The organism is Mesorhizobium sp. M1328, assembly GCF_040318075.1.
In the GTDB taxonomy this organism is placed as follows: Bacteria; Pseudomonadota; Alphaproteobacteria; order Rhizobiales; family Rhizobiaceae; genus Mesorhizobium.
Genome location: NZ_JAMYLO010000013.1, coordinates 1 through 12,484 on the forward strand (window position 1 = coordinate 1; position 12,484 = coordinate 12,484).

The 12,484-nt window shown below is 63.8% G+C and carries 15 protein-coding genes; 4 read left to right on the forward strand and 11 right to left on the reverse strand.

Annotated features, from left to right (window positions below; all coding sequences use genetic code 11):
* On the forward strand, window positions 1–142 hold a 142-nt coding region (locus NKH23_RS21325; protein WP_353035344.1), incomplete at its 5' end, for a DUF1304 family protein.
* A 79-nt stretch (window positions 143–221) separates the two neighbouring features.
* On the opposite strand, the gene NKH23_RS21330 is transcribed toward NKH23_RS21325, so the two are convergent.
* The 7 genes from NKH23_RS21330 to NKH23_RS21360 all read right to left on the reverse strand — a co-directional run bounded on the left by NKH23_RS21330 (window position 222) and on the right by NKH23_RS21360 (window position 6,313).
* Window positions 222–620 carry a hypothetical protein gene (locus NKH23_RS21330; RefSeq protein ID WP_352909874.1) on the reverse strand — a complete coding sequence of 133 codons (399 nt, stop codon included), beginning with the start codon at window positions 618–620 and terminating at the stop codon, window positions 222–224.
* 267 nt (window positions 621–887) lie between these two features.
* Entirely contained in the window at window positions 888–1,919 is a 1,032-nt protein-coding gene (locus tag NKH23_RS21335; RefSeq protein ID WP_352909876.1) for a peptidoglycan -binding protein, read from the reverse strand.
* A gap of 1 nt (window position 1,920) precedes the next feature.
* Window positions 1,921–2,946, reverse strand: a complete 1,026-nt coding sequence (locus NKH23_RS21340; protein ID WP_352909878.1) for a MotA/TolQ/ExbB proton channel family protein — start codon at window positions 2,944–2,946, stop codon at window positions 1,921–1,923.
* 115 nt (window positions 2,947–3,061) lie between these two features.
* On the reverse strand, window positions 3,062–3,769 hold the full coding sequence (gene trhA / locus NKH23_RS21345; protein WP_352909881.1) for a PAQR family membrane homeostasis protein TrhA: 708 nt from the start codon (window positions 3,767–3,769) through the stop codon (window positions 3,062–3,064).
* Window positions 3,770–3,868: 99 nt separating this feature from the next.
* Window positions 3,869–4,669: an inositol monophosphatase family protein gene (locus NKH23_RS21350; protein WP_352909884.1), complete on the reverse strand. Its 801-nt coding sequence runs from the start codon at window positions 4,667–4,669 to the stop codon at window positions 3,869–3,871.
* Window positions 4,670–4,750: 81 nt separating this feature from the next.
* Window positions 4,751–5,317 (reverse strand): elongation factor P, encoded by a 567-nt coding sequence (gene efp, locus NKH23_RS21355; protein WP_292664037.1) that lies wholly within the window; start codon window positions 5,315–5,317, stop codon window positions 4,751–4,753.
* Between the two features lie 138 nt (window positions 5,318–5,455).
* On the reverse strand, window positions 5,456–6,313 hold the full coding sequence (locus NKH23_RS21360) for a LysR family transcriptional regulator (RefSeq protein WP_353035300.1): 858 nt from the start codon (window positions 6,311–6,313) through the stop codon (window positions 5,456–5,458).
* Window positions 6,314–6,425: 112 nt separating this feature from the next.
* Here NKH23_RS21360 and NKH23_RS21365 point away from each other — a divergent pair, with 112 nt between their 5' ends.
* On the forward strand, window positions 6,426–7,442 hold the full coding sequence (locus NKH23_RS21365) for a zinc-dependent alcohol dehydrogenase family protein (protein WP_352909888.1): 1,017 nt from the start codon (window positions 6,426–6,428) through the stop codon (window positions 7,440–7,442).
* A 44-nt stretch (window positions 7,443–7,486) separates the two neighbouring features.
* Here the strand turns inward: NKH23_RS21365 and NKH23_RS21370 are convergent, their stop codons facing one another.
* The 3 genes from NKH23_RS21370 to NKH23_RS21380 all read right to left on the reverse strand — a co-directional run bounded on the left by NKH23_RS21370 (window position 7,487) and on the right by NKH23_RS21380 (window position 10,227).
* Entirely contained in the window at window positions 7,487–8,518 is a 1,032-nt protein-coding gene (locus NKH23_RS21370; protein WP_352909890.1) for a tetratricopeptide repeat protein, read from the reverse strand.
* 1 nt (window position 8,519) lies between these two features.
* Complete coding sequence (locus NKH23_RS21375) at window positions 8,520–9,167, reverse strand: thiamine phosphate synthase (RefSeq protein ID WP_352909893.1); 648 nt, start codon at window positions 9,165–9,167, stop codon at window positions 8,520–8,522.
* A gap of 175 nt (window positions 9,168–9,342) precedes the next feature.
* Window positions 9,343–10,227 carry a DMT family transporter gene (locus NKH23_RS21380; protein WP_352909895.1) on the reverse strand — a complete coding sequence of 295 codons (885 nt, stop codon included), beginning with the start codon at window positions 10,225–10,227 and terminating at the stop codon, window positions 9,343–9,345.
* A 133-nt stretch (window positions 10,228–10,360) separates the two neighbouring features.
* Between NKH23_RS21380 and NKH23_RS21385 the strand changes: the two genes are divergently transcribed.
* Window positions 10,361–10,810 carry an Lrp/AsnC family transcriptional regulator gene (locus NKH23_RS21385; protein WP_352909896.1) on the forward strand — a complete coding sequence of 150 codons (450 nt, stop codon included), beginning with the start codon at window positions 10,361–10,363 and terminating at the stop codon, window positions 10,808–10,810.
* Window positions 10,811–10,905: 95 nt separating this feature from the next.
* Window positions 10,906–11,676 (forward strand): sulfite exporter TauE/SafE family protein, encoded by a 771-nt coding sequence (locus NKH23_RS21390; protein ID WP_352909898.1) that lies wholly within the window; start codon window positions 10,906–10,908, stop codon window positions 11,674–11,676.
* A 40-nt stretch (window positions 11,677–11,716) separates the two neighbouring features.
* Here the strand turns inward: NKH23_RS21390 and NKH23_RS21395 are convergent, their stop codons facing one another.
* A complete protein-coding gene (locus tag NKH23_RS21395; protein ID WP_352465696.1) occupies window positions 11,717–12,268 on the reverse strand; it encodes a DUF2269 family protein in 552 nt (183 codons plus the stop codon).
* Between the last annotated feature and the right edge of the window lie 216 nt (window positions 12,269–12,484).

Here is a 12,484-nt window from a genome sequence, read left to right on the forward strand (position 1 = left end):
CGCGGGTTTCTCTTCCAAGTTCTTCTTCCTCATCGGCGGCGCCGGCGCCGCCAATACCGCGGCGGCTACGGCGGACCGTAAAATCCTGTTCATCCAGACAGTGCCGGCAGTGCTGGCGCTGATTGCGCTGGCGTTGGGCTAGCGCATGATCCCTGAACCGAAAGCTGGAAAAGGATCATGCGCAAAATCAATTGCTACAGCGCCGGGCGCTGCGGCCGATTTCAGCCGCCCGGATAGTTTGGGCCGTAGCCGTTGGGATAGTATCCGCCATCGCCGCCGTTGCCGATGAGGAAGGCACTGCCGGTAGCAGCGCGCAGCTTTTGGCTGACATCGTCGAGCTGCGCCAGCAACCCCTGATATTGCGTGCTCGGCATCGTTCCATCGCGCGCGGCCCTCTGGGCGGCCCGATCGAGTTGAGCGACCTGCGTGCGCAAGTCACGTGCCTCGCCCGGCTCGAGCTTGTTCGCCCGGATGGCGCCCTGGATACCCGTCTCCACGCTCTGGATCTGATTGATCAAGGCCGTCTCACGCGGGCCGGCGTAAGCGCCAGCAAACGGAACGGCGAGGAGAAGTGTGGCGAGCGTAGCAGTCCTGAGATTCCTGGGAGCGAAGAAGCGCATGGTTGCGTCTCCTTTACTGGGGAAGGCGGTGGTTGGGAGGGCCCTGCCTTCCGGCCGCGGGCCGTCAGGTTCCGTCGCGTCGCGATGAGGGAGGCATCGCCGGCGGTTCCCGGCCCCTTGCCAACAGCTAGTGACGCGTCGCGGCAAATTGTAATCAAAAAAAGGTAATTTCTTCGGGCCTTGCCGGCGCCGCGCCGGTGCCCTAGATGGCCCCGCCGCTCCGGCCGGCCCCGATCCGGAGCATGGCGCAAGCCAAAGGCTTGCGGATCACCGCTCGGTCAGCTTCAACTCGATGCGGCGGTTCTTGTTGCGCGCCTCTTCGGTATCGGCGGGGTCGAGCGGCTGGAATTCGCCGAAGCCGGCCGCGACCAGCCGGTTGGCCGGCACGCCGTTCTCGATCAGGAACTTGACCACCGATGTCGAGCGCGCCGTCGACAATTCCCAATTGTCGCGGTAGCGGCCGGTGCCGGAGAGCGGCTTGTTGTCGGTGTGGCCGTCGACGCGCAGCACCCAGTTGATCTCCGGCGGGATCTCCTTTTGCAATTCGATGATGGCATCGGCGAGCTTCTTCATCTCGACCTTGCCGGCATCGTTGATCACTTCGGAGCCGGTCGGGAAAAGCACTTCCGACTGGAAGACGAAGCGGTCGCCGACGATGCGGATGTTCTCGCGGTCGGCGAGAATTTCACGCAAGCGGCCGAAGAAATCGGAGCGGTAACGGTTCAGCTCCTGCACGCGTTGCGCCAGTGCGACGTTGAGGCGGCGGCCGAGATCGGCGATCTTGGTGTTGGATTCGCGGTCGCGCGTTTCGGACACGTCGAGCGCTTGTTCGAGCGCTGCGATCTGCTTGCGCAGCGCCGAAATCTGCTGGTTGAGGATCTCGACCTGGCTCAGCGCCTGCTGGCTGATCTGGCGCTGGCTGTCGAGCTCGCCGGAAAGGGCCGTTGCGCGCTGGTTGGCGGCATCGCCGGCACCGGCGCCTTGCGCCAGCAATTGCTCGAGCCGGCTCTTTTCCGCCTCCGACGCAGACAGCGATGCCTGCAAATTGGCAAGGGTGTCTTCCTTGTCCTGCGTCGTCGAGCGCTCCAGCGCCAGAAGCTGGGTCAACTCGTTGATCTGCGAGTTGAGGCGGTTGAGCACCGTGTCCTTGCCGGAGATCTCGCGGCCGAGCAGGAACTGCGCCAGCACGAAAACCGTGAGCAGGAACATGATCGACAACAGCAGCGTCGACAGCGCATCGACGAAGCCCGGCCAGTAATCGATGCGGCGGTCGGAGCGCCGGCCTCGTGCCAACGCCACGTCAATGCACTCCAGTCTTCTTCAAGGCGTCGGCGATCTTCTCCAAGGTGTTGCGCATCGCCCTCTGCTCGTCGGACTGGGCCTCGACCCAGTCGCGCATGATCTGCTGTTCCGAGCGCATGTTCTTGACCAGGCCGGAAATGCCGTCGGCGAGATTGGCCATGGCGGTGGCGACGCGCGGATTGGAGCCGCCGCCATTCTCCTGCAGGGTGCGCAGCTTTTCCGACAACAGCCGGATTTCCTCGGAGGGTTCGGTCTTGGCCGCGTCGGCAACGACGATGTCGGAGGACAGGTCGGTGACCGAGGACAGCCAGTTTTCGAGTTCGGTATAGAAGCGCGTCTGGGCGCGGCCGGCCTGCAGGTCGAGGAAGCCGAGCACCAGCGAGCCGGACAGGCCGAACAGCGAGGACGAGAAGGCGGTGCCCATGCCGGCCAACGGAGCGGAAAGCCCCTGCTTCAGGGATTCGAGCACGGCGGCGGCATCGCCGGTGCCGGGATCGAGCGACTCGATGGTTTCGCGGATCGAGCCGATCGTGTTGAGCAGGCCCCAGAAGGTGCCGAGCAGGCCGAGGAACACCAGCAGTCCGACAAGGTAGCGCGACGTGTCGCGGCTTTCGTCGAGGCGGGTGGCGATCGAATCCAGCATGGTGCGCATCGAACTGGTCGAGAAGGCAATCGTCGACGAGCGACCGATCATCGCCTTCATCGGCGCCAGCAGCACCGGTTCGGTGGTTTCGGAACCGGCGCGGAACGAGTTGACCCAGCGCACCTCGCGGAACAGCCGGCCGACCTGGACGAAGGCCAACAGGATGCCGACCGCCAGCACGCCGATGATCAGGCCGTTGAGGCCGGGATTGGTGATGAAGGCCGTCGAGATCTGGCGGGTCAGGATGGCGGCGATAAAGGCCACGATGAATAGAAAGATCACCATGGTCAGCAGAAACACCTGCGGGCTCGACAATTTGTGCGGATCGTAGATCAGAACGTCGGAGCGCCTGCCCATGCCGAAGGATCTGAGAAGAGTCATCCGTGCCCCGTTTCCGATGCCGTCGCCGCCGATCAATTTGTGTTTGCGACTCTAAACGGAATTGTGACGAAATTGAATGGCGCTTGGCAATATTGCCACTGTCCGCGACCGGAGGTCAAAGCCGGTTGATGACCAGGCAGTCGACCATGGCGGCCAGATGCAGGCCGGCGCCGGTGACGACAAAGCCATGCCACAGCGCATTGTGGAAGCGCAGGCCCTTCCAGGCGAAGAAGATCACGCCGCAGGAATAGACGATGCCGCCGGCAACGATGAGCGCGATCGATGTCGCCGGCAGCGTCCGCACGAGCGGCTCCACCAGAACGATGCCGCTCCAGCCGATAGCTAGATAGAAGACGATCGCCAGTCGGTCGAAACGGCCGGGAAGAAAGACCTTGATGGCGATGCCGACCGCCGCGGCGATCCAGACCAGGACGATCATCGAAACGGCCAGCGGCGAGCCGCCGAGCTGGGCCAGGAAAGGCGTGTAGGTCGCCGCGATCAGCAGGTAGATCGCCGCATGGTCGAAGCGCCGCAATATCCATTTCGCCGGCGACGATACCGGCCAGAGATTATAGGCCAGCGAAATCGACAGCACGGTGAGCAGCGAGACCACATAGAATGCGGCGGCGACATATTCGCCGGGGCCGGTTCGATAGGCGGCCAGTGCCAGCAGCGTCGAGCCGGCAGCGATCGCCAGCACGATGCCCACGGCGTGGACGATACCGTCGGCGATGATCTCGGCGCGCGAGTAATGCCAGCGCCCCATGAAGGGGATGTCGAACTGGGGTAATTCGCTCTGGGACGTGGGCCGGCTGTTCGTCATCGATGATCCTGCGTCGCCTTATCTGGGCGGCCGCGGGATAGTATTTCAAGCTTTGGTTGCGGTTTTGCGACTGCGGCGCTTCAGCGCGGCGCGACTACATCAGCGCACTGGGAGTGGCTTCTTCACCGTCTTCAACAGCGCGCGCTGCATGAGTTCGTTGCCGGCAACGACCGAACCGGCGGTCAGCATCTCCTGGCCGCCGGCGAAATCGGAGACGAAGCCGCCCGCCTCGCGGATCAGCAAAATGCCGGCGGCAATGTCCCAGGCCGACAGGCCGATTTCCCAAAAGCCGTCCATGCGGCCGGCAGCGACGTAGGCGAGATCGAGCGAGGCGGAGCCGAGGCTGCGCACGCCCGAGACCTCGGCCATGACATTGCGCAACTCGACAAGGAAATTGCCGTGCTGGCCACGCCCGAGATGCGGCATGCCGCAGCCGATCACCGCGTCGACCAGCTTGGTGCGGCCGGCAACGCGCAGCCGGCGGTCGTTCATGAAAGCGCCGCCGCCGCGCTCGGCGGTATAGAGTTCATCCATCGCCGGATTGTAGACGACGCCGGCGACGATCTGGCCTTGGCGCTCCAGCGCGATCGAAACGGCAAAGAGCGGAATGCCGTGCAGGAAATTGGTGGTGCCGTCGAGCGGGTCGACGATCCAGCGGTGCTGGCCGTCGTCGCCCTCGATCACGCCGCGTTCCTCCATCAGGAACGCGTAGCCGGGCCGCGCCTTGGACAGTTCGGCAAAGACGATGTCTTCGGCCTTGCGGTCGGCCTGGCTGACATAGTCGCCCGGCCCTTTCATCGAGACCTGCAGGTTCTGCACTTCGCCGAAGTCACGCGACAGCGAGCGGCCGGCCTTCATTGCGGCCTGGACCATGACATTGAGGATCGCGGAACGCGCCATTGCTGTTCTTCCTGTCGCTGCGCCTATTTGCCTTGACCCATGATCTTATCCAAAAAGTCTGCCACTCTTTGGGATCATGCCTTAGTCGGCGCGGCGTACGTAAGTGATTTCGTTGGTATCGACGATGATGCGCTCGCCCGAGCCGATGAACGGCGGCACCAGCACGCGGATGCCGTTTTCGAGTATCGCCGGCTTGTAGGACGAGGCTGCCGTCTGGCCCTTCACCACCGGGTCGGCCTCGGTGATGGTCAGCGTCACCTGGTCGGGCAGCGAAATGCCGATCGGCCTTTCATCATAGAGCTGGACCGTCACCATCATGCCGTCCTGCAGGAAGGCGGCGCGATCGCCGACGAACTCCTTTTGCAATTCGAGCTGCTCGTAGCTTTCGGTGTCCATGAACACCAGCGCGTCGCCCTGCTCGTAGAGGAAGGAAAAATCCTTCAGATCGAGTCGGATCTGCTCGACCGTCTCGGCCGAACGGAAGCGCTCGTTGAGCTTGGTGCCGTTGATCAGGTTCTTGAGTTCGACCTGGTTGTAGGCGCCGCCCTTGCCGGGCTTGACGGTGTTGGTCCTGACCGCCACCCAAAGGCCGCCATCATGCTCGATGACGTTGCCGGGACGGATTTCGTTGCCATTGATCTTGGCCATGGTGAGGTGATCCGGAAATGAGATGATCGCCGCAAAGGGCAATTTGGCGCCTCCAAGACCACAAATCGCCAGCAGAGGCAAGGAGCGCCTTCCGATGAAGCGGGAACGAAGCTGGCCCGGCAGCGCGGCGCGGCAGCTTTAGTCCGTCCTGACAGTCGCGGTGACGGCCTCGGTCACTGCGTCGGCGACCTCTGTCAAAAGATGCAGGTGCGGCGAACGCAGGACGACAATTCGCAGCGCCAGCTCGAGGCCGGGAGCGTCGACCAGGGCAATGCCCTCCGGCAGCTTTTCCCGCAGCAGCCGCGTGGGTAGCAGACCAAGGCCTTGGCCTCGACGAACCCAGTCGATCTGCAGCGCGCTGTCCTGAATCTCGGCCCCCACCATCAACCTGTGGCCGCCCTCGGCAAGGGCAGCCGCCAGCCGCCCGCGCGCGTCGCAAGGCTCAGGGCTGAGGACCCAGGGCATGGTCTTGACGTCGGCTTGCCGGCCGGTGTTTTCGGCAGCGATGATGCCGAGGGGCTCGGTTCCGACAACGCCGTCGCCAGTTTTGGAATTGCCTCCGTCCAGGATGAAGGCGAGGTCGAGCTGTCCGCGCTTGTGCTGGTCGGCCAGCTCAAGACTCCAGCCGCTCTTCAGACGTAGCGAGATCTTCGGAAACCGCGCCACGGCATCAGCAATAGCGGCGGCCACGGCTTTGTCGCAAAGTCCATGCGCGAGGCCGAGCCGCAGCAGGCCCTCCGGCTCGTCGCCCTTGGCGAATGATTTCAGCGCGTCGACGGCGGCGAGAATGTCCTTGCCGCGTGCCAGCACCTCTACGCCGGCCGGGGTCAGTCGCGACGGCTTTAGCCGGCGGTCGAGCAAATCCGTGCCGAGCATCTCCTCCAGCCGCTGAATCTGGCGGGTGACGGCCGGCTGCGTCAACGGCAGGCGTTGCGCCACCTTCTGAATCGAACCCTCCTCGGCAAAGAGGGCCAGTGTTTTCAATTCTTCAAGCACGACACCCCCGAACATGTCATAGAAGCATAATTATCCTGAACATTATGAATTTGAAATTCGGTGGATGGCAAGCGATTTTCCTCCGGCAGGACCCAGCCGGAAAGGAACGACGATGAAAGCGATCGAATTGCAGAGCCCGGGCGGCCTCGAGAACCTCAGAATGGTCGAGCGGCCGATGCCTGAACCAGGGCGCCAGGAGATGATTGTGAAGGTCAAGGCGACGGCGCTGAACTACCGCGATGCCGAGATCGTCCGCGGCAGCTATCACACGAAGTTTGCATTCCCGCTGGTGCCGCTGTCGGACGGCGTCGGCGAAGTCATTGCCATCGGCGCCGAGGTCAGCCGGTTCAAGATCGGCGACCGGGTCTGCGGCACGTTCTGGCAGCGCTGGGTCGGTGGCAGTTTCGCCATGGCCGAGCCCTCCTATCAACGTGGCGGCCCGATCGACGGGCTGCTCAGCGAATTTGCCCGGCTTGACGAACAGGCGGCGGTGCTGGCGCCGGCCAATCTGAGCGACCTCGAGGCGGCGACCCTGCCATGCGCCGGCGTGACGGCATGGCACGCGCTGTTTACTGAGGGCAGCGTCAAACCCGGCGACACCGTGCTTTGCCTCGGCACCGGCGGCGTTTCACTGTTTGCGGTGCAGTTCGCCGCCGCTGCCGGGGCGCGCGTCATCGTGACGTCGAGCAGCGACGAGAAGCTCGCGCGGGCAAAGCAACTTGGCGCGCAGGATGGCGTGAACTATCGCAGCGTCCCCGATTGGGCATCGGCCGTGCTGGGATTGACGGATGGCCGCGGCGCCGACCATATCATCGAGGTTGGCGGACCGCAGAGTTTTGCACAATCGCTGGGGGCAGCGGCTCGCGGCGCCCAGATCAACGTCATCGGCTATCTCGGCGGCAGTGACGGCGCCATCAACCCGCTCGACATCTTCCGCCGGCAGGTTAGGGCGCGAGGCATACCGGTGGGCTCACGCGAATCCTTCGAGGCGATGAACCGCGCCATTGTCGTCAACCGATTGAGACCGGTGATCGACCGGGTCGTGCCGTGGAGCCAGGCCGCCGAAGCCTTTCGGTACCTTGAGCACGGCTCGCCCTTCGGCAAGGTCGTGCTCGATCATACGCAATGAGCCCGTCTGCCGAGCCCGGGGCGCAATGAATCGCGAGATCGCGATCAGGGCAGGCGGTTGGCCCGTTGCAGCGCCTGCTGCGTCTGCTCGTCGGTCAGGCCCTGCAGGAAATCGTCCATCTCTTGGTCGATGAGCCCGGCGCGGCGGGCGACAACATACCAGGCGCCGGCGAGGATCAGATCCGGATCGGTGCCGATGCCGTTCATGTAGAGCTTGGCGAGACGGTTCTGGGCGGCGACATTGCCGCCTTCTGCGGCCTGTTTCATCCAGTTGAAGCCGGATTTCAGGTCGCGGACGCCGCCGCGTCCCTCGATCATCCAGGTGGCGAGATCGATCTGTGCCGTGTCGTAGTTCTGCCGCGCGGCCTGTGCCAGCAGGCCGCGGGCGCGGACATCGTCGCGCGGCTTGCCGCCGGCGCCATTGGCGTAGACCTGTGCCATCGCATATTGTGCGTCGGCAAGCCCGGTCGCGGCAGCGCGCTCGTAATAGGATACGGCTTTGGCAATACCGGCATCGCCGGGCTCCTGTTCGACCATCAGCTGCGCAAAATTGAACTGCGCCAGGCGGTTGCCGGCCTCGGCGGCGGCCTGCATCAGCGCATAGGCTTCCTTCTCGTCCTTTTTGACGTAGCGGCCGTCGAGCAGCATCAGCGCATACTGGAATTGCGATTCCGGGACGCCCTGCTCGGCGGCAAGCGCATACCACTTCGCCGCCCCTGCCGCGTCGACCGGCACGCCGAGGCCGCGCGACAGTATCTCGGCCACCAGCGTCTGTGCCGCCGGATCGCCGTTTTGAGCGCGGGAAAGCGCAAGATTGTAGGCCGTCTTGTAGAGCCCGCGCTGAAAGGCGCCGTAGGCGGCGTCGGACGGCTTTGCGCCGAAGCGGTCGGGGTTGATGGTGTCGGCCGACGGCAACGGGGCGGTGGTGGCGGGCTGCGGCAATTGTGCGGCGATCGGCTTATCGGCAGGTTCGCTGGAATCCGGCCTGGGCTGCGGCAGCGGAACGGGTTCCGCCGCTATCGCCTGCGTCACGGCCGTTGCAAGAAAGGCGCTGAAAAGGATTGTCCGCGAGCGCACGTCAGTCCTCGAAGCGCGGCGCGGTTTCGTCGAGCAGCGCGTTGGCGGCGGCGACCGCCATCTTCGGATCGGCGCCGTCGGCGAAGACGGCGCTGGACAGCGCCACGAATTCGGCGCCGGTGGCGGCGACCGCTTCCACCGAGGCAAGATCGGATCCGGCCATGACGATGCAAGGGATCTGGATCACGTCCGCCCACCATTGCCCGAGCGACAGGTTGCGGGGGTGCGGCTCAGGCTTGTTGTCGTAACCGAAGCGGCCGAAGAAAATGTAATCAGGCCTGACCTCGCCGAGTTCCAGCGCATCGTCGCGGGTCTTGGCGCCGCCGGTGCCGACCATCATCCTGGCCTGGAAGTGTTCGATCGTTTCAGCGAGCTCGTCCTTGCCGACCTCGACATGGATGCCATCGGCCTGGACGCGGCCGGCGATGCGGGTGTCGCCAGCAATGATGACGGCAATGCCGGCCGCTTGCGCCACCGGCACGATCTGTTCGGCAAAGGCCTGGAAGGCGGCCTCGTCCATACCGTTTTCCGGCAGGATGAGCGAGGCGACGTCACCGCCGTCGAAGGCCGCGGCGATGCGCTCGGCAGGCACGTTCGGCGGCGCGATCAGCACGATACGGCAGCGGTTGGGCGGCGTTGCGTCATTCATTGAATTCGATCCCGGTTATCGCCTATGCCGGGCGAAGATGGTTGCATTGCGGCATAGAGCAAAGTGCGGGGATTGAACAGGCGGCAGGGGGATCACGATTGCCGTCAACATTCTATCGGGGCTCGGCGTATGGCTGCCGCTGGCCGAAATTCTCCTCGCCTGGCCGCTTGCGGCCCTACGCAGGCACCTTCGATTTCCACAGCGACCAGCCGAGATTCATGCCGGCAGCGGCGACCAGGATCGCGGCGCCGCCGACGATCTGCGCCGGATGCAGCCGATGGCCGAAGGCGACGACGTCGACGAGGATGGCGACGACGGGGTAGATGAAGGACAGCGATCCCTGCAGATGCGTCGGCAGCTTCTGGATGGCGCCGTACATGAGGATGTACATCAGACCGGTATGGACGATGCCGAGCGTCGCCAGCATTACCCAGCTCCGCGCATCGACGGGAAGGTGGGTGAGATTGGCGAAGGGTGCCAGCATGACGACGCCGATGCAGACCTGGATCAGGGCGATCAGGTGCGGCGGCGTGCCTTTGAGTTTCTTGGTGACGATAGCCGCAACGGCCCAGAAGAAAGCCGCGGCCAGCGCCATCGCAATGCCGGTAAAGTAATCCGTACCATGATCGCCTGCATCGGGCGCGGCCTGCACGATCAGCAGCATGCCGGCGAAGGCGATGCCGAGCCAGGTCAGCTTGGTCATCGTCAGCCGTTCGGAGAAGAAGAGCGCGCCAAACCCGACCAGCATGAAGGGCTGCGTGTTGTAGACAGCCGTGGCGATCGAGATCGAGGCACGCGAAAACGCGCTGAACAGCAGCAGCCAGTTGATAACGATGGCAGCACCGCCGAGAGCCGCGATCGCGACGATGCGAAGCGACAGCCTGCCGCGCAGCAGTCCCAGCGCCGTGCAGATGACCAGCAGCGTTACCGCACCGAAGGCGCAGCGCCAGAACACCACGTCCATGATGGGCTGGCCGGAAAGGACGACGAACCAGCCGATCGTGCCGAGGATCGCCATCGCCGCCGTCATTTCGATCGTGCCGCGTACCGTATTGTCCATGGATGCTCCCGAAACTCTGTTGAGATTTTATAATCCCATGGCGGATCGGGCCTTTCCATGACTTGTTGCCGGTGATATGCAGAACCAACCTCATTAAATTAGGTAAACATCGGCTTTTTCTTGGAATTGTAAAATGCTGGACGAGCTCGACAGAAAGCTCCTCGATATCCTGGTCAAGGATTCACGGACTTCGCTGAAGGAACTGGCGCTGCAGGTCGGGTTGTCGTCGCCAAGCGTTTCGGAGCGGCTTCGGCGGCTTGAGGATCGCGGCGTCATCCGCGCTTTCACCATCGATATCGATCCGCAAGCGCTCGGCTACGCCTTGCAGGCGATCGTTCGCATCCGGCCATTGCCGGGCAAGCTGCACATCGTCCAGAAGCTGATCGAGGAAATCCCGGAATTCGGCGAATGCGACAAGGTGACGGGCGATGACTGCTTCGTTGCCCGGCTGTTCGTCCGCTCGATCGGCGAGCTCGACGGGGTTCTCGACCGCATCGCCGACAAGGCCGAAACCAGCACCGCCATCATCAAGGCGCAGCCGATCCGGAGACGCCCGCCGCCGCTCGACATGCCAAACATGTGACGGGTTTCGGTGGCTTGGCCCACATATTTGCGGTCGCGGTCTGGCCATTTCTGGTCTATTCCAGAGTTCAGCTTTCCCTCCAGCGTCCCTTCCCCATGTCAGGTCTGCTCGTCGATCCCTGGTTCTATGCCGCGGCCATTCCGGCCGTCATCCTCGTCGGCCTGTCGAAAGGCGGCTTCGGCGGCGCCGTCGGCTTTGTCGGCGTGCCATTGATGGCGCTGACCATGCCGCCGGTTCAGGCTGCCGCAATCCTTTTGCCAATTCTGTGCCTGATGGACATTGTCTCGGTGTGGACATGGTGGGGCATCTTCGACCGCAAGATGCTGGCCGACATGATGCCGGGTGCCGTGATCGGCATTGCCCTTGGCTGGCTGACGGCGGCACTTGTAACCGAAGAGATGGTGCGGCTGATCGTCGGCGCGGTTGCCTTGATCTTCGTGCTGCGCTGGCTCTATTTGCAACTCCGCCACGGTGCCGGCCACGCGGCGGAGCCCAACCGCGTCGCCGCCGGCTGCTGGGGTACTGTTGCCGGGTTCACCAGCTTCGTCGCCCATGTCGGCGGACCGCCTTTTCAGGTCTACGCCTTGCCGATCAGGCTCGATCCGAAGGTGCTGTCGGGCACCGCGGCGATCTTTTTCGCCGTTACCAATGCGCTGAAGCTCATCCCTTATTTCGCGCTCGGCCAGTTCGACACCACCAATTTGACCGCGTCGGCGGTGCTGATGCCACTGGCGCCGCTGTCGACAATCGCCGGCGCCTGGCTGGTGCGGCGGATGCGGCCGGAGCTGTTCTATCCCTTTACCTATGCGACCGTGGCGGTCGTCGCGGTCAAGCTTCTGTGGGACGGCATAGCCGGCCTTCTGTAAGACGGCGGCCCCTGTCGGCCGCCGCCGGATCCCTTAAGCCTCAGGCGGCACTCGGCAGCAGCGGCCGCGTCCTGCCAAGCGCGAGCGCGGCGCCGGTAGCCAGCACGAACGCCATGCAGCCAAGAATGGTGATGTCGTGCAGCGTCGGCTTCAGCACCATGTCCGCGATGATCACCAGCATCACCGAATAGTCGAAGCGCGCGGCATTGAGGACGCGCTGGCCCTGGGCAAGCACTGCCGGCGTCACGCCATCCTTGGCGATCATGCCCGCCATGCGGTCGGCCGTCGGCTTGAATACGAACATGCCGATGCAGAAGGTCGTCGCATAACCGGCAAGGCCGATCAGCACCCACAGATCGGAAAAGCCGACCCAGAAGCCGCACATGATGAGACCGAAGAGCAATGTCAGCATCGACATCGGCGCGAAGAACCGGTTGCCGAGCTCGCCGGTGGCGCGCATCGCCTGCAGCATGCCTTCGACGTTTCCAGCGCGGTCGGCGCGTACCGCGAGCAGCATCAGCGTGAAGCCGCCGCCGACCCAGAGGATCGCCGAGACGATGTGCAGAAATTTAACGGCCGAGTACCAGTCCATTGTTCGCTCCTTGAGAGATTTTGATGATTGCCGGAGCGCAAGGTTTTGCTCCGCCTCGTTGCGAGGAACGGGCGTTTAGCGCGGCGCCTGTTTCGGAACGATGTCGCGCGCAGGGCCGTTTTGTTTCGGTATCTCGGTCACCATCTGGAGGAAACCATTGCGCAAGCGCGTCGCTCCCACTTTCCAGCCGGTGGTGTGAACGGCGCCGTAGCCAGT

Coding starts and splice junctions, on each gene's coding strand:
- NKH23_RS21330 (WP_352909874.1), bottom strand. CDS start 620: ATGCGCTTCTTCGCTCCCAGGAATCTCAGGACTGCTACGCTCGCCACA.
- NKH23_RS21385 (WP_352909896.1), top strand. CDS start 10,361: ATGCTGGACGAGCTCGACAGAAAGCTCCTCGATATCCTGGTCAAGGAT.
- NKH23_RS21380 (WP_352909895.1), bottom strand. CDS start 10,227: ATGGACAATACGGTACGCGGCACGATCGAAATGACGGCGGCGATGGCG.
- NKH23_RS21390 (WP_352909898.1), top strand. CDS start 10,906: ATGTCAGGTCTGCTCGTCGATCCCTGGTTCTATGCCGCGGCCATTCCG.
- NKH23_RS21340 (WP_352909878.1), bottom strand. CDS start 2,946: ATGACTCTTCTCAGATCCTTCGGCATGGGCAGGCGCTCCGACGTTCTG.
- efp (WP_292664037.1), bottom strand. CDS start 5,317: ATGGCCAAGATCAATGGCAACGAAATCCGTCCCGGCAACGTCATCGAG.
- NKH23_RS21395 (WP_352465696.1), bottom strand. CDS start 12,268: ATGGACTGGTACTCGGCCGTTAAATTTCTGCACATCGTCTCGGCGATC.
- NKH23_RS21365 (WP_352909888.1), top strand. CDS start 6,426: ATGAAAGCGATCGAATTGCAGAGCCCGGGCGGCCTCGAGAACCTCAGA.
- NKH23_RS21375 (WP_352909893.1), bottom strand. CDS start 9,167: ATGAATGACGCAACGCCGCCCAACCGCTGCCGTATCGTGCTGATCGCG.
- trhA (WP_352909881.1), bottom strand. CDS start 3,769: ATGACGAACAGCCGGCCCACGTCCCAGAGCGAATTACCCCAGTTCGAC.
- NKH23_RS21350 (WP_352909884.1), bottom strand. CDS start 4,669: ATGGCGCGTTCCGCGATCCTCAATGTCATGGTCCAGGCCGCAATGAAG.